The following is a 15986-nucleotide window of genomic DNA, read 5'->3' as shown; positions in this document are numbered from 1 at the left end:
TTAACAATCTGGTTTACACTGTTGAGCAACTTACCTAAATGTTTGTATTTTGCCTAGATACGTTTCAATTGTTTGCCTTAGCTTCCGCTATTGGAGCTTGGGTTTGTACCAGAAGGAAAAGGTTCAATGAGTCCATTAGTTGCCAACTATTACCTCACCTACCGTTGTAATGCCCGCTGTCATTTTTGTGACATTTGGGCACTTGAGCCAGGGAAAGAGGCCGAATTTAGTGCGATTCAAACGAACTTGCGAGACCTCAAGCGGTTGGGGGTCAAGTACGTGGACTTTACGGGGGGCGAACCGCTGCTGCGCGCCGATGCCCCAGAGATTTATCGTGAAGCGAAGCGGCTGGGCTTTGTCACCAGTATGACCACAAACACGATTCTGTATCCACGGCGAGCTAAGGAAATCCAAGGATTAGTGGATTTTCTGAACTTTTCTCTTGATGGTCCGGATGCCGCCACCCATGATCAATCCCGGGGGGTCAAAATCTTCGATACGCTGGTGGAGTCCGTGAAGATAGCCCTTGAGCTGGGGGAATACCCAGTGCTTAACCACACCGTTACCGCCCAGAACTATGAGCGGATTGGCGAGGTGGCAGAACTGGCGCAACAACTGGGGGTTCGAGTCTGGCTGAATCCAGCCTTTACGGCGCACGAAAACTACAACGACAAAAAGAACCCGACCCCAGAAGTTGCCGACAGTATTGAACAAAATGCGAAGAAGTATAACAATGTTGGTTACAATAAGGCAGCACTCGCACTCATTCGGGCGGGTGGCAATAGCACACAAACTCCGCGCTGTAAAGCGGTGGATGCGGTGATTGCCATTTCTCCTAATGATGAGCTGCTGTTACCGTGCTATCACTTTGCGCAGACGGGAGTACCCATTAATGGTCGCCTGTACGACCTCTATAAAGAGTCTGAGATAGTTGACCAATATCGGCGTTCGCAAGGACGACTTGCGGTGTGTGAGGGGTGCACGGTGTGGTGTTATCTCATTCCCAGTTTCTTTAAGGGGATAGATAAGTACTGGTTTCTTAATCAGGTGACCTATGCCGGAGAATTCCTGGCCCGAAAACAGTTTTTACAGCGAAGCCGATCCACTCGACGAACTCCTGTCGGAGTGGGTTGATTCCGCTGACAGTCCGCCGCTGCAACCCCGTTCTGAAGGGCGACGACGCAAGGCGTTTGTTGCTCTTTCCTTAATTTGGGGGGTAACCATTGCGCTACATCTTGTTCTAGGGGCGGTCTATCTAATTTATGGCCTCACTCTCTTAATGAGTTGGCAAGCACTGCGCTACTGGCGAGCCGAGGTGCAGCCTCTACCACAAGGAACAGCATCGGAGAGTGATTTAGTACCGCCTAGCTCTCGGCTGACTCCTCTGGTCTCCCTCATGGTGGCGGCCAAAAATGAAGAAGCGGTGATTGGTCGCTTGGTGGAAAACCTCTGTCAGTTAGATTACCCCCGCTATGAAGTCTGGGTCATTGACGATAACAGTAGCGATCGCACCCCCGATATTTTGGCCAGCCTCCAGCAAACCTATCCCCAACTCAAAGTGCTGCGGCGGCTCCCCGGTGCAGGCGGGGGGAAATCCGGTGCCTTAAATCAGGTGTTGCCCCTCACCCGCGGAGAAATTATTGGTGTGTTTGATGCCGATGCCACTGTTACACCAGACCTATTGCAGCGCGTGGTGAGCGAATTTTACTCGCCGCGGGTGGGTGCGGTTCAAGTTCGCAAAGCCATCAGTAATGCTGAGATTAACTTAATCACCCAAGGGCAGGCAGCAGAAATGATGCTTGATGCCTACTACCAACAACAGCGAGTGGCCTGCGGTGGGATGGGAGAACTGCGGGGGAACGGTCAATTTGTGCGGCGGCAAGCCCTTGAGCGCTGCGGTGGCTGGAATGAAGAAACCATCACCGATGATCTTGATCTGAGCTTAAAGCTGCATCTTCATGGGTGGGAGATTCAGGTGCTGATGATGCCAGCAGTACAGGAAGAGGGGGTGACCTCCCTAGTAGCGCTTTGGCATCAGCGGAATCGCTGGGGGGAAGGGGGCTACCAAAGCTACCTTGACTACTGGCAGCCCTTGCTCAGTAATCGCTTGGGGTGGCAAAAAAGCTGGGATGTGTTCTGTTGGTTTCTGATTAAGTACGCTATTCCTACGGCGACGGTTCCTGATGCCCTGATGTCTGCGGTTCAGCATCGCCTGCCGGTGCTACTTCCCCTAACCACCTTGAGCATCTTGATTTCGTTTATTGGTATGGCGCGAGCTATTCCCAAGGCTCAGCCGCAGCCGCTAGCTCGGTGGACAATTTTGTGGACGAGTCTCTGGGGCACTCTCTACATGTTCCATTGGCTGCCGGTGGTTAGTAGTACAACAGTGCGAATGGCGGTGCGGGCAAAACGCCTCAAGTGGGTGAAGACGGTACACTGTGGTACCTAGGATGTTGATCGGGCAACTTGTTGCAGTTCCGTCATCTCTATGACATAGTTTTGTTAACTTGCCTCATTAGAGTAGTTTCTAGTGGATCGTTGTTCGATAACTGGCAAGTTCATGTCACCGATGGCTCTGGTTTCTACCCTTGACCCCCAACCCACCCCGTCTATGAACAAGTGTGCCCCTTTTTGAACAACAGCACCGATCTACTCCAAGCCTCCGATGGCACCGTGATTGCCTATCGACGACTGCTGAAAAAATGCTACGGCCTCGGTTGGTGGCAGGAGCCATCGGTGCCAGCATCCCTAGACACCCCCTCGAACCTCACGCTAACCCCATGAACTACTGTACTGCCTAAGGATGGGGGAACTCTCACCAAAACTAATTTGCCCGAGGAAGAATCACGGCGCTTGTCTGGTGAGACGGCGTGCCTTTGCAGTAAGAGGCAGAGACGGTAAGCTAGTCGAACCCCCAGTTTTTATATTGTCCTTAACCAACTGGCGGTCAGCTATTCTTAAGTTTGTTGAGGAATGTGTACTACATGGGGATCCGCTACCTACGCTCACCATTATTTGTTGTCCTGCTCACAATTGTCATTGACCGCTTAGGTGAGAGTTTAATTTTTCCGATTTTGCCCTTTTTGGTTGAGCAGTTTCATTTTGATGCCTTGACCCTAACTCTATTGTTTTCGTCGTTTGCCGGTGCTCAGTTTATTGCTGCGCCACTGTTGGGAGCACTGTCCGACCATTGGGGACGCAGACCCGTGTTGCTCGTGTGTATTGCCGGAACGGCGGTGTCCTACTTTTTATTTGCAGCAGCCACAACGCCATGGCTGCTCTTTGTCTCACGGATTATTGATGGGATTACCGGTGGGGTGGTGTCAACCGCACAGGCCTATATTGCCGATACGTCTGCGCCAGCGGATCGTGCCAAGAATTTTGGTCTGACGGGAGCAGCCTTTGGCATTGGTTTTATTTTTGGGCCGGCGATTGGTGGTAGTTTGGCGGCGGTGAACCTCAAGCTGCCCATCCTCTTTGCGGGGAGCCTTGCCTTGATCAATGTGGTCATGGCCTATTTCATTTTGCCGGAATCGTTGCCCGCAGCGCAGCGATCGCCCTTTAGTTTAAAGAATTTCGGTGTACAACAGCAGTGGTTGGAGCTATTTAAGACGCGATCGCTCCAGTCATTGATGGCCTCCTTTTTTATCTTTAACTTTGCCTTTGCTGGCTTTACCAGCATTTTTGTGCTCTTTTTGAAGCGCCAGTTTAATTGGGGGCCTGCGGAGGCGGGGATTGTTTTTGTCATTATTGGCGTAGTGAGTACAGTGGTGCAAGCGGGCTTAATTCGCTCCCTGATTCCCCGGTTTGGTGAAAACCGCTTGAGTGTGGCGGGCATGGCACTCATTGGCACTGCCCTACTGGGGATTGCCGCCATTCCGGCCACAGGAGCTTGGAGTGCAACATCGATTTATCTGTGTGTTGTGGGCTTAGCCTTTGGCGTGGGTATTATGCTGCCCTCGTTGCGGGGTGTGATTTCTAACCACGTGCGGGACGAAGATCAAGGCAAAATTATTGGTGCTAGTCAGTCATTGCAAAGTATTGCGGGGATTGCCGGCCCTGCGTGGGCTGGGTGGGTGTTTGATCGGTGGGGAGGGCAAGCTCCGGCATTCCAAAGCGGGTTGATCATGGCGATCGCCTTCATCTTTTTAATCTTGGGTTTGCGTAAACCCACCTACCGCCCGAGTGCCTAACACATCTGGGCTGGATAAGCAGTTGAGGATTGCCCGCATCAAAATGTAATGCTGCCTTAACAGTCAAGTCAGCAGTCTCTTCGTTAGGATGTTAGCGGTACACGTTACGTCCCTAACGCAGGCTATCACCAAGGAGAACCAACACCCATGAGCACTAGCCGCAAGCGACTTGGCGTTTTCACCAGTGGAGGTGACTGTCCGGGGTTGAACACGGCCATTCGGGCAATTGTAGCGCATGCCACCCTGAGTTACGGCTGGGAAGTGCTAGGCATTTTACACGCCACCCAAGGATTGCTAGAGCGCAAAGCCATCCCCTTAAATGCTGAAGGTCTAGGAGGGATGGATGTTCTGCTGAATATGGGAGGCACAATTTTAGGGGCAATCAACAAGGGGGACACCCTTGCTCAAGCCGATGACGTTATTGCGGGTTATCACGAACTAGGACTAGATGCCCTGATTGCGATCTGTGGTGATGGTAGTCTCAAAATTTTGCAACAATTAGCACAACAGGGGAACTGGAATTTTCTGGCCATTCCTAAAACCATTGATAATGATGTTGCCCTCACCGATCGCGCCATTGGCTTTGATACCGCCGTAAATATTGTTGTGGATGCGCTGAGTCGCATTACGTCAACCGCTGCCAGCCACGATCGGGTCTTTGTAGTCGAAGTTATGGGTCGCACTGCCGGCCACTTGGCACTTTACTCCGGCATTGCGGGGGGAGCAGATGTCATCCTGATCCCAGAGATTCCCTACTCCATTGAAGGGATTTGCCAGCATCTGCAAAAACTACGCGAACGCTGGGGACGCAAATTTGCCTTGATTGTGGTGGCTGAAGGTGCCCACGAAATTGGCCATGATCCCTCCCAGCCCTATCCGCCACACCACAGTATTGGGCAGTACATTGCTGATCAAGTAGTGAAGCAAAGCCCTATTCCCATCGAGTTGCGAGTCTCTGTGTTGGGGCATATTCAGCGCGGCGGTGCCCCTATGGCCATGGATCGCCTCTTGGCTGCTGGCATGGGTAATACAGCCGTCGATTTGGCCGCTCAAGGAACCTTTGGCCGCATGGTGGCTTGGCAGGGGGGGCAAGTTGTGACCGTTCCCATTAGCGATGTTGTGGCCAAATGTCCGCGCCATGTGGATCCCGATAGCTTTTTAATTCGCACAGCTCAAGGACTCGGCATCTACGTGGGTGACAAGCCGATGCTACCCTACGTGGATCCGACCCTCTGCCGCGATGAGGTGACCTGTGCCATCTAAGGCAGCCGCAGCAGGCTTTCGTAATGCCGTTGCAGGTATGGTTAATAATAGAAAAGGGATTGATCGCCATTGCGCCCGTTGAGGTGGCTATGATTGAAATGACTGTTGCTGGGATTGCCCTTGATGCCACTAACCGTCGCACTCCAATCGTGCTGTTAAAAGACGGTTCTGGGCGGCGTGCCTTGCCCATTTGGATTGGTGATAATGAGGCGCGAGCGATTCTAATGGCCTTAGAACACCAGCGTGCTGCTCGCCCCATGACCCATGATCTAATGGCCAACATCTTGGCTGCTTGGGAGATGACCCTTGAGCGCATTGTGATCCACTCGCTGCAAGATAACACCTACTATGCAGTTTTAACGATACGCCAAGGCGACCTGTGCAAAGAAATTGATGCTCGGCCTAGTGATGCGATCGCCCTTGCGCTGCGCTGTGATAGCCCCATCTGGGTGATGGAAGCGGTGGTGGCTGATGCCTCAATTCCTGTGGATCGCGATGCCGATGAACAAGAGCGGATAGCGTTTCGGCAGTTTCTTGATTCCATTCGTCCCCAAGACTTTAGCCAACAGGGACGGGGTATTGAGGATTCCTCTGCAAGCTAGCTCTCCATGCGCTACCGTCGCTTTGGTCGCACTGGCCTAAATCTCTCAGTGTTTTCCCTAGGAACCATGCGCTGCTTAGCAGATGCGACAACCCTGCAAGCGGTGCTGGAGCGGGCGATCGCCCACGGCATTAATCATATCGAAACTGCCGCTGCTTATGGTGCCAGTGAAGCCTATATTGGCCGTGCCCTGCGAGCCTTGGGGTATCCCAACCTTTGGCTAACCACAAAAATTTTGCCCGCTGGGGATGCACGTCATGTGCAACAGCAAATCGAGCAATCCCGGCAGCGCTTGGGGGTCGATCGGCTTGACTGCGTTGCCCTTCATGGCTTAAATACGCCGGAGCACTTGGCATGGCTCAACACTGCGGGGATGGCCACCCTGCAGCAGTATCAACAACAAGGCATCATCGGTGCATTGGGGTTTTCCAGTCATGGTTCCCTGCCTGTCCTGTTAGCTGCGATCGAAACAGGGCTGTTTGACTTTGTGAATTTACACTACACCTACTTCCAGCAACGGAATGCGCCAGCGGTGGCACGGGCTGCTGCCTTGGATATGGGCGTGTTCATTATTTCCCCTGCCGATAAGGGGGGGCAACTCTATCGGCCCCCACGCGACTTACAAGACCTCTGTGCCCCCCTCCATCCCCTGCATTGGAACTATCGCTGGCTCTTGAGTCAGCCGGGTATTACGACCCTTAGTGTGGGAGCTGCTACCGCAGACGAGCTGGCGTTTCCCTTGGCAGTGGCCGATCAGGTGGAACCCCTGAGTCCGGAAGAACAGGCAGTGGCCGATCGCCTGGCAAGCGCCATGGAGCAGGCTCTCGGGGCTGAGTACTGTCGCCAGTGCTATGAATGCTTACCCTGTCCAGAAGACATCCATATTCCCGAAGTCCTGCGGCTGCGGAATTTGACCCTAGCTTACAACATGGAGGAGTTTGGCAAGTATCGCTATGGCATGTTTGGGCGGGCGGGGCATTGGTTTCCGGGGCAACCAGCGGATCGCTGCACTGATTGTGGGGAGTGCCTGCCGCGCTGTCCCAGTAGGCTAGAGATTCCTAGGCTCCTGCGGCAAGCCCATAGCCAACTGCAAGGCCAATCTCGCCCGCGGCTCTGGCAAGGAATCTAAAGTAAGCAGTATCCCCAGCCGCTGCGGTGATGGTGCACACAGCAGCGGAGTGACTGCCAACGTCCTCCCATCTCTAGCAGGTGTCTAAGGAGAGAATTAGAGTGGAGATAATCCTACTCTAGTTTTGACGATGCAACGTTTCTTTTGGTTAGGTTTAGGGGCGATCGCCCTGCTGAATTTGACAGGTTGCCCGCTGCGGCAGGCGGTGCCAGAGCCTCTTGGCTCCACAGGTCATGGCTCCAGCCCCTTCGTCAGTGTGGGCGAGGGGAATAACAGCACCCAAAACTTCATTGCCAAGGTCGTGAGCGATGCAGGAGCGGCTGTGGTGAGTATCGACACCTTAGAACTCCCGAGTAATAAACAAGATAGTTTTTTTAACCCAATGCCTGAACCGGACGCTCCTGTGCGCCAAGGGCAAGGCTCTGGCTTTATCTTCGATGCCAGTGGCAAGGTCATGACCAATGCCCATGTCGTTGAAAATGCCAGTATTGTGCGCGTCACCTTGCCCGATGGCCGTGAATTTGATGGCAAGGTGCTCGGCACCGATCGCCTCACGGATGTGGCGGTGGTGGAAATTCCGGCAGAGAATTTACCCACGGTTCCCCTAGGTAACTCCGATAATCTAGTCCCGGGGGAGTGGGCGATCGCCATCGGCAATCCCTTAGGTCTGAGTAATACGGTTACCGCAGGGATTATCAGTGCCACTGGTCGCGGCAGTAACGAAATTGGCGCTGCCGACAAGCGCGTTAGTTTCATTCAAACCGATGCCGCTATTAATCCGGGCAACTCCGGTGGGCCACTGCTCAATGCCGCTGGCCAAGTCATTGGTGTCAACACTGCCGTGATCTCCCAAGCCCAAGGGCTGGGGTTTGCCATCCCCATCAACACCGCCTATCGAATTGCCGAGCAGTTAATCACCACAGGGCGCGCCCAGCATCTTTACCTTGGAATTCGCATGGTGCGCCTCAGCCCTGAACTAGCCCTGCGCATTCGCCAAGAACGCCCAGACTGGAACCTTGAGACAACCCAAGGCACGCTGATTACGGATGTGATGGCTAACTCTCCCGCCGCCCAAGCAGGACTGCAGGCAGGGGATTGGATCGCCAAAATCAACGATGTGAATCAGCCCACCCCCCAGCAAGTTCAAACCATTGTTGAGCAAACTCAAGCGGGTCAAACCATTACCCTTGAGGTGCAACGCGGCAATACAAGTCAAACCTTTAGGGTACAACCCGCCCCCATGCCTGAAAACTTCTAGAAAACTGACAACGACTGCTTCTATGACACGACGAGGCACTATCGTTAATTGTTGTTAAGCATCCTTAGCGGTGTTTTCGTTTGATAGGATACGCAAAGATAGTTGCAAGCAACTGATTGCAGAGAGATGGCGCATAGGTCGTTGTTACGGCTAAAAATAAAAACAGATAAAATAAGTGCTATGCCCATATTAGTATGACAGTTAACACTGTCTCAGGTTGTCCCAAGGCTATGCTAAGGTTGGAATCACATCATGGTGGGCAAACATTCCACCTTGCTGCCCTCTATTCACAACGTCTCGTCTAAGGATGGAGTGTTTCCGTGACCAGCAAAAAAGTCCTTGTCATTGACGACAGTAAAGTTATTCGGTTGCGCGTCCGCGACATGTTACCGGAGGGCGACTACGAAATTTTGGAAGCGAAGGATGGCCGTGAGGGTTTGCAACTCATTGAACAGTCTGACCCGACCCTCATTATGCTGGACTTTCTGCTGCCAAGAGTCAGCGGCTGGGAAGTCTATCAAGAACTGGCGAAGACGGGTCTGCTGGGAGCCATTCCCCTTGTGATTATGTCGGGTCGTAAAGAGGAGGTTACGGAAAAGTTACAGGAACCCTTTGAGTGGTTTGAGTTCATTGAAAAGCCGTTTGAGCGTGAAGAATTAGAAGCTGCCATTCAAGAAGCGTTTCGCAAGGCACGCAAAGCTAGGCCGGTCAAAGCTGCTGCTCCGGCTTCTGAGACGGTAGCCAGCGGGAGTGTCGATCTATCCCCTATCTACGCAAAACTCGCAGCGCTAGAAACGGCCTTCGAGGAGTTCAAAGCCAAGCCTGTGGGGGATGCAGACACCGTTGCGCAACTCCAAGCGGCGGTGGCACAACTGCAAGCAACTCCGCCGCGGGATGGTGATGAGGCTCGTTTGGCTGCCCTAGAGGCTGAAAATCAGAGACTCCATGCCGAAGTGGAACAGCTCAAGCGGGCGGTACACCAAATTGTGGCTGCATTGCGACGATTACAGGGAGCGCACTAAGGTTTGCTAGTGCCATTCAATTTCGCGCCGACCGGCGAGGGCACGAGCCAGCGTCATTTCATCGGCGTAGTCGAGGTCGCCCCCCACTGGTAGGCCAAAGGCAATACGGGTGACGGTGACAAAGGGTCGCAGCAGCTGGGCAATATAGAGGGTCGTCGTTTCACCCTCAATGCTGGGGTTAATCGCCAAGATGACTTCTTTGACGTTGGCTTGGCTGGCGCGCTGAATGAGAGGTTGCAGGTGCAACTGTTGGGGGGTGATGCCCTCCATGGGGGAAATCAATCCCCCTAAAACGTGGTATTTCCCATGATATTCGCGGGTTTTTTCAATGGCGATGACATCTCGCGAGTCGGCCACCACACAGATGGTTTGATCATCACGCTGGGGGGAAGCACAAATATCGCACACGGGTTCTGCAGACAGATGAAAGCACACAGAACACAGTCCCACCTGCTGTTTGGCCTCCAAGAGAGCTTGGGCGAGGGCTTGGATGTCTGCTTCCGGTCGTTTAACAAGGTAGAGTGCCAAGCGTTGGGCTGTTTTAGGGCCAATGCCCGGTAGGCGCTGCAACTGTTCGATCAACCGTGCTAGGGGACGGGTATAGACGCTACTCATAAGTAGGCTAGACGGAAACCGCACTGGCTAGGGGGGCGATCGCGCTTAGGCGCAGCTTTGGATGATCGGCGATCGCCTGCTGTAGGTTCCACTCGTTTTTGAACAGTAGCACTGGGCGACCCCAACTGTCCTTAACTGTCACCGCATTAAAGATGCGTCCTGCGGCCTCTAGAGCGTTCCAACCGTCAAGTACCCAACGCGCGACGGTGTAGGGCAGAGGGTCAAGGCGGGTTTCAACACCGTACTCGTTCAGAAGCCGAAACTGTACTACCTCAAACTGGAGTTGGCCGACGGCAGCTAGAATGGGATCCCGCTTAGATTCATCCGTGGAGTACATAATCTGCACTGCACCTTCCTCCCGTAATTCACTGACCCCTTTTTGAAAGGATTTGAATTTAGAGGGATTGGGATTGCGCAGGTAGGCAAACAGTTCCGGTGAAAAACAGGGAATCCCCTCGTATTCCAACTTGGTGCCCGTGTAGAGGGTGTCGCCAATGGCAAACATCCCCGGATTATTCAGGCCAATCACGTCGCCAGCATAGGCGGTTTCCAATGACTCACGGCCTTGGGCAAAGAGTTTTTGGGGGCGAGAGAGGCGAATAGTTTTACCAGTACGGGCATGGCAGACAGTCATGTCTTTCTCAAATTTGCCGCTGCACACGCGCACAAAGGCAACGCGATCGCGATGTTTGGGATCCATGTTGGCTTGGAGCTTAAAGACAAAGCCACTGAACTGTTCATGGTTGGGGTCAATGAGGCCGCGATCGCTGCGGTAGGCCGCAGGGGGAGCGCATAGGTCAAAAAGTGCTCCAGAAAGAGGCGCACCCCAAAGTTCGTCATCGCACTGCCAAAAAACACGGGGGTCATTTTCCCCTGATGGACTAACCCTAAGTCCAGTTCGGCTCCTACGCCATCGAGTAGTTCTAGCTCGTCTTTGAGGTGGTTGTACTCTAGGCGATAGGATTCAATGTAGGCATCAATGGCAGACTCTCCCAAAGCAAGAATGGTCTCGATTGCTGCCCGAGAGCCATGGCTGCTGCGCTCGAAAAAGTGAATGTTGCGTTTGAGGCGGTCATAGACACCGCGAAAGCGATCGCCCATTCCCAGTGGCCAATTCACTGGATAGGGAATTAACCCCAATTCCTGCTCAATTTCGTCGATGAGTTCCAGCGGTTCACGCCCTGGGCGATCCAGCTTGTTAATAAACGTAAAAATGGGCAGGCCGCGCAACTGGCATACTTCAAAGAGCTTGCGAGTTTGGGGTTCGAGTCCCTTGGCCGCATCCACCAGCATCACTGCGTTATCGGCAGCCGCCAAGGTGCGATAGGTATCTTCACTAAAATCCTGGTGACCCGGGGTATCCAGTAGGTTAATTTGATAGCCTTGGTAGTCAAATTGGAGCACCGTTGAGGTGATGGAAATCCCCCGCTGCTGCTCCATCGCCATCCAGTCGGAGGTGGCTTGACGCTGTGCTCGCCGGGCTTTGACCGCTCCCGCTTCGTGGATTGCGCCACCGTAGAGGAGCAGTTTTTCGGTGAGGGTGGTTTTCCCCGCATCAGGGTGAGATATGATTGCAAAATTACGCCGCCGCCTGACTTCGTAAGCAATTTCAGTTTGCAAGTCGCTGGTCATGGCAAGATACGTCACTGCTTTCCTAGTCTAACAGACCCTCTATGGCACAACCCTTAGTTCTCGTGACCGGTGGCGCCGGTTTCATCGGCGCTCATGCTGTTCTCGCCCTGCAACAGGCCGGCTTTGAAGTTCTGATTCTAGATAATTTAGAGCGCGGCCATCGGGATCTGGTGGAAACAGTTCTAAACGCTCAACTCATTGTGGGGGATATTGGCGATCGCCCCCTGTTAGATCAGGTATTTCACAGCCGTTCGATTGCCGCAGTCCTGCACTTTGCTGCCTATATCGAAGTGGGGGAGTCGGTACGCTTTCCCGATCGCTTCTACAAAAATAATGTGAACGGTACACTGACCCTGTTGCAGGCGATGGTGGCGGCTCAAGTTCCCTCCATCGTCTTTTCCTCCACCGCTGCGGTCTATGGGTTGCCGCAGCGCCTCCCCCTTGAGGAAACCGATCCTTGTGCCCCCATTAACCCCTACGGTCGCTCGAAGTGGATGGTGGAGCAGATCTTGGCGGATATGGAGCGTGCCTATGGCCTTAAATATGTGATTTTCCGCTACTTTAATGCAGCGGGTGCAGATCCCCACGGCCGCCTTGGCGAAGATCACCATCCCGAAACCCATCTCATTCCCTTGGTGCTACAGACTGCTCTGGGACGGCGCCCCCACATTAACATTTATGGCACTGATTATCCTACCCCCGATGGTACCTGCATCCGCGACTATATCCACGTCAGCGATCTTGCCTATGCCCATGTGTTGGGGTTGAAGTATTTGCTGGCAGGGGGGGAGTCAAACGTATTGAATCTTGGGAATGGTCAGGGGTTTTCGGTGCGGCAAGTGATTGACACGGCAGCACGAGTTACTGGCTGTCATATTCCAGTCCAGCACAGCGATCGCCGCGCTGGGGATCCGGCTCGTCTTGTGGCCAATGCCGATCGCGCCCGGCGTATTCTCGGGTGGCAGCCCCAGTATGCCGACATCGAAGAGATCATCGCTCATGCGTGGCAGTGGCATCAGCATCGTCACAGTTGTGCTTAAGTTGCGGCAATATAGAGGGGTGAACGACATAACTCCTGCACTGTTTTCAAAGGTTGGCCTGTGACTAAACGTATTCGTAATACCGCTCGGATGATTTTAGGCGTCTTGTTTAGCATGATTGGCGTGGTAGGGTTTATCCTGCCCCTTGTGCCGGGCACTCCTTTTTTACTAATTGCTGCGGCCTGCTTTAACTCGATGGAACCCGAAGAGCCACCAGCGGCAACCCGTAACGCCCAAGGGACTGAGTCAGCACAACCCATGGCATGAAGTATTTTTTCCTCACCGATGGCTGGCAAATTGGTCGTGTTTGGGAACCCCAAGGGCTATGGGATGTGCAGGCATGGCGGCGCTCACCCGTGATTACCCACACCTGTCTGTATATTCTCGAAGGGTCTGAAAAGTTGTGGCTGTACCAAGTGGAAGAAATTGTGGTGATGGTTGAGGTCAAACCCAGCCACCCTAATCCAGAATCCACCATTGGTCAAGTCACGCTCAAGCGACTGATGAGCGCTGAGGATGTGCTCACTTACCTGTCCACAAACCCTAGCATCACCGCCATTCAAATTGATAAAACCTACCCCTCATCAGGTCTTCAACGTTGATGTCGGGGTCAAGTTGGATGCGCATCGTTCTTTGCCTAAACCTCAAACAGGCGAATGGTGCCGAGTGGCTCTCTTGGCGCGGGTCACTAACCGCAGTAGGATCAAGGGAATAGGTTGAGGTAATTGGGGTGGACACAACCACGATTCAGCAACTCTTAGCATCAGCAGATGTGGGCGATCGCCTACAGGGACTGAACCAGTTGCGCTCCCTAGAGCCGGAGGTTGCCTTTCCCTTGGTCCAACCCCTCATCCAAGATGCTAACGCCCGGATTCGCTACGCAGCGGTGAGTCAGTTAGCCACTCTAGGTCACGTCAACCCTACCCAAACTCAAGAGTTGCTGCGCGATCGCCTGCTCCATGACAGTGAAACGGATGTGCGGGCTGCTGCCGCAGACGCTATGGCGGCGCTGCAACTTCCCTTTGCCCTCGAGGACTTAGAAACGGCTTACCACAGTACGGATGACTGGCTGTTACAGTTTAGTATTGTTGCTGCCCTAGGGGCCTTGGCTAATCCAGCCGCGGTTACCTTGCTCAAAGAAGCCTTGAATAGCTCGCAAGAACTGGTGATGTTGGCGGCGATTGGTTCCCTTGGCGAACTTAGGCAACCAGACATCTTGGACGTACTGCGCCCCTTTGTGGATTATCCTGACTGGCAGGTGCGGCATCGGTTGGCGATCGCCCTCGGCCAGATTGGCACCGCCGACGCCAAACAGATACTAGAGCAAATGCAAACCGATAGTGCCCAAGCGGTGGTTGAAGCCGTCCAGACAAGTTTGGCACAGTTGACGTCGTAGGGCTATTTGGCAACCGCTGTGGGCTATACCTTACCTGTGTTTGCAGCAGCGGCCGCTGTTGCTGCTCTGCGGTGTTTAACCGAGGGTACTTGCCCGTCAGCAGTCACCTTAGCCTTGCTGAACCCCAATCGCTGCGAAACGTTTACCATTGCCCAAGGAGCTTGCCTAGACCCTCAACAGGCTCTTGCCATTACCTACAGCGAACCCAGTGATCCCCTAGATATTACGCGGCAGACTCCTGTTTGGGCATGGGTGACTTGGGCAGATGCCACGACTCAGCCACGGATTCACCTTGAGGGGGGGGTCGGCATTGGCCGCCACCAAGCCACAGGAGAAGCAGCAATCTACCGTTACGCCAAGTTGCTGTTAACCACAAATCTAGAATTCTACTGCCCCAGCGATCGCGCCATTCGGGTCAGAATTATTTTGCCGGAGGGGGCGCAATTGGCACAGCGAACCTCCAATGCAGCCTTTGGGATTGTTGAGGGCTTATCGCTGCTGGGTACCGGGGCGATCGCCCAGCCCTTGACAGCCCCAGAGCAACTTGAGCAGTACCTCGCCGAACTGGCGACAAAAGCAGCCCAATCCTCAACCCTTGTATTTTGCATTGGCGAAAATGGCCTGCAGGTGGCGCAAACCCTTCACATTCCCCGGCAATTGTGCGTCAAGACTGCCAATTGGTTGGGCCCGATGTTAGTGGCGGCGGCAGAGCACAATATTCAGCAGTTGTTGCTCTTAGGCTACCATGGCAAACTGATCAAGTTAGCGGCGGGTATTTTTCACACCCATCATCACTTAGCGGATGCTCGCCAAGAAGTCTTCACAGCATTTTGTGCCCTTGCGGGCATTACAGACAGCTTACTCCAGCAAATTTGGCGATCGCCAACCATAGAAGCGGCGTGCCAATTACTTGCAGCCAAAGCTCCAGACCAGTTAGCACCCATTTTAAGCCAGATTGCTAACCGCATTGAGGAGCGCACCCTTGCCTACCTGCGTACCCACTGCTCTACCTCGGTAGCGCGATCATTGCAGGTGGGAGCAGTTCTATTTCGGCGCGATCGCCAAATCGTGGCAACCAGCCAAACCGCTCAAACCCTCTTAGCATCCCTAAGGCAAGTGAAGTGATTGACTAGCAGACGGAGCTAGCCCCGGTGCTGGGCTCATAGCGCACGTTGGTACCTCCTAAGCCACAATAGCCATTGACATGACGGTGGAGATACTGTTGATGATACGCTTCAGCAAAATAGAAGTCAGGGGCGGGTAAAATTTCCGTCGTAATCTGGCCATAACCCGCTTCTTTCAGAGCAGCTTGGTAGCGATCTCGGCTGGCTTCAGCAAGAGCCTTTTGCTCCGGGGAATAGTAATAAATCCCAGAGCGATACTGCGTACCCACATCATTGCCTTGGCGCATGCCTTGGGTGGGGTCGTGGTTCTCCCAAAACACCTTTAGTAACGCTTCGTAGCTAACCTGTTGCGGGTCATAGACAACACGCACCACTTCATTGTGGCCAGTCATCCCAGTGCACACCTCTTCGTAGGTGGGGTTTGGCGTATAACCACCAGCATAGCCCACCGCAGTAACATACACACCGGGCACTTGCCAGAATTTGCGCTCTGCCCCCCAAAAGCACCCCATGCCAAACAACGCTAGTTCTAAGCCTGCGGGATAGGGAGGAGCCAAGGGATGACCGTTGACTAGATGCGCCTTGGGAATAGGCATTGGCTCACTGCGCCCAGGCAAGGCAGTCTGCGGACTGGGAAGGGTTAATTTTTTGAATCCAAAGAAGGCCATAGCTGCTCATCAACAACGCCCTAGGGCTTATTCTAGCTAACACCA

General features: G+C 53.5%; 16 protein-coding genes and 1 pseudogene. 14 read left to right on the top strand and 3 right to left on the bottom strand.

Translation table 11 applies throughout. The features are described 5' to 3' along the window. The first annotated feature begins 126 nt into the window (after nt 1-126). The 9 genes from BRW62_RS07455 to BRW62_RS07420 all read left to right on the top strand — a co-directional run bounded on the left by BRW62_RS07455 (nt 127) and on the right by BRW62_RS07420 (nt 9466). Nucleotides 127-1134 carry a radical SAM protein gene (locus BRW62_RS07455; RefSeq protein WP_099798922.1) on the top strand — a complete coding sequence of 336 codons (1008 nt, stop codon included), beginning with the start codon at nt 127-129 and terminating at the stop codon, nt 1132-1134. Continuing rightward, nucleotides 1055-2449 carry a glycosyltransferase gene (locus BRW62_RS07450; protein WP_099798921.1) on the top strand — a complete coding sequence of 465 codons (1395 nt, stop codon included), beginning with the start codon at nt 1055-1057 and terminating at the stop codon, nt 2447-2449. Before BRW62_RS07455 ends, BRW62_RS07450 begins: the two co-directional genes overlap by 80 nt. A 182-nt stretch (nt 2450-2631) precedes the next feature. Next, on the top strand, nt 2632-2784 hold the full coding sequence (locus BRW62_RS13070; RefSeq protein ID WP_157768337.1) for a hypothetical protein: 153 nt from the start codon (nt 2632-2634) through the stop codon (nt 2782-2784). Between the two features lie 200 nt (nt 2785-2984). Beyond that, a complete protein-coding gene (locus BRW62_RS07445) occupies nt 2985-4193 on the top strand; it encodes an MFS transporter (protein WP_099798920.1) in 1209 nt (402 codons plus the stop codon). 147 nt (nt 4194-4340) lie between these two features. Next, entirely contained in the window at nt 4341-5456 is a 1116-nt protein-coding gene (locus BRW62_RS07440; protein WP_099798919.1) for an ATP-dependent 6-phosphofructokinase, read from the top strand. Nucleotides 5457-5545: 89 nt separating this feature from the next. After that, nucleotides 5546-6058, top strand: coding sequence for a bifunctional nuclease family protein (locus tag BRW62_RS07435; protein ID WP_198406240.1), 513 nt, complete (start codon nt 5546-5548; stop codon nt 6056-6058). Between the two features lie 6 nt (nt 6059-6064). After that, on the top strand, nt 6065-7186 hold the full coding sequence (locus BRW62_RS07430) for an aldo/keto reductase (protein ID WP_099798918.1): 1122 nt from the start codon (nt 6065-6067) through the stop codon (nt 7184-7186). Nucleotides 7187-7316: 130 nt separating this feature from the next. Continuing rightward, the gene (locus BRW62_RS07425) at nt 7317-8444 is read left to right on the top strand and encodes a trypsin-like peptidase domain-containing protein (RefSeq protein ID WP_099798917.1); all 1128 of its coding nucleotides are present in this window, start codon (nt 7317-7319) and stop codon (nt 8442-8444) included. A gap of 320 nt (nt 8445-8764) precedes the next feature. Continuing rightward, nucleotides 8765-9466 (top strand): response regulator, encoded by a 702-nt coding sequence (locus BRW62_RS07420; RefSeq protein ID WP_099798916.1) that lies wholly within the window; start codon nt 8765-8767, stop codon nt 9464-9466. Nucleotides 9467-9472: 6 nt separating this feature from the next. Here the strand turns inward: BRW62_RS07420 and recR are convergent, their stop codons facing one another. Both recR and prfC read right to left on the bottom strand, forming a co-directional pair. After that, entirely contained in the window at nt 9473-10081 is a 609-nt protein-coding gene (gene recR / locus BRW62_RS07415; RefSeq protein ID WP_099798915.1) for a recombination mediator RecR, read from the bottom strand. A gap of 7 nt (nt 10082-10088) precedes the next feature. Beyond that, nucleotides 10089-11713: pseudogene (gene prfC, locus BRW62_RS15200) on the bottom strand (peptide chain release factor 3). A 41-nt stretch (nt 11714-11754) separates the two neighbouring features. On the opposite strand from prfC, the gene galE reads away from it, so the two are divergent. The 5 genes from galE (at nt 11755) to cbiD (ending at nt 15274) form a co-directional block, all read left to right on the top strand. After that, nucleotides 11755-12753, top strand: a complete 999-nt coding sequence (gene galE / locus BRW62_RS07405) for a UDP-glucose 4-epimerase GalE (RefSeq protein ID WP_099798914.1) — start codon at nt 11755-11757, stop codon at nt 12751-12753. A 60-nt stretch (nt 12754-12813) separates the two neighbouring features. Then, nucleotides 12814-13020, top strand: coding sequence for a DUF454 family protein (locus BRW62_RS07400; RefSeq protein WP_227517301.1), 207 nt, complete (start codon nt 12814-12816; stop codon nt 13018-13020). Then, a complete protein-coding gene (locus tag BRW62_RS07395) occupies nt 13017-13355 on the top strand; it encodes a hypothetical protein (protein WP_099798912.1) in 339 nt (112 codons plus the stop codon). The genes BRW62_RS07400 and BRW62_RS07395 overlap by 4 nt, the downstream gene beginning before the upstream one ends. 128 nt (nt 13356-13483) lie before the next feature. Further along, the gene (nblB, locus tag BRW62_RS07390; protein WP_198405931.1) at nt 13484-14149 is read left to right on the top strand and encodes a phycobilisome degradation protein NblB; all 666 of its coding nucleotides are present in this window, start codon (nt 13484-13486) and stop codon (nt 14147-14149) included. Between the two features lie 6 nt (nt 14150-14155). Further along, the gene (gene cbiD, locus BRW62_RS07385) at nt 14156-15274 is read left to right on the top strand and encodes a cobalt-precorrin-5B (C(1))-methyltransferase CbiD (RefSeq protein WP_198405930.1); all 1119 of its coding nucleotides are present in this window, start codon (nt 14156-14158) and stop codon (nt 15272-15274) included. Nucleotides 15275-15278: 4 nt separating this feature from the next. Here the strand turns inward: cbiD and msrA are convergent, their stop codons facing one another. After that, complete coding sequence (msrA, locus tag BRW62_RS07380; RefSeq protein ID WP_099798910.1) at nt 15279-15941, bottom strand: peptide-methionine (S)-S-oxide reductase MsrA; 663 nt, start codon at nt 15939-15941, stop codon at nt 15279-15281. Nucleotides 15942-15986 lie beyond the last annotated feature (45 nt).

The organism is Thermostichus lividus PCC 6715 (genome assembly GCF_002754935.1).
GTDB lineage: Bacteria > Cyanobacteriota > Cyanobacteriia > Thermosynechococcales > Thermosynechococcaceae > Thermosynechococcus > Thermosynechococcus lividus.
Note: the sequence above shows the minus strand (reverse complement) of the source record. Positions and strands in the feature narration are given on the sequence as shown.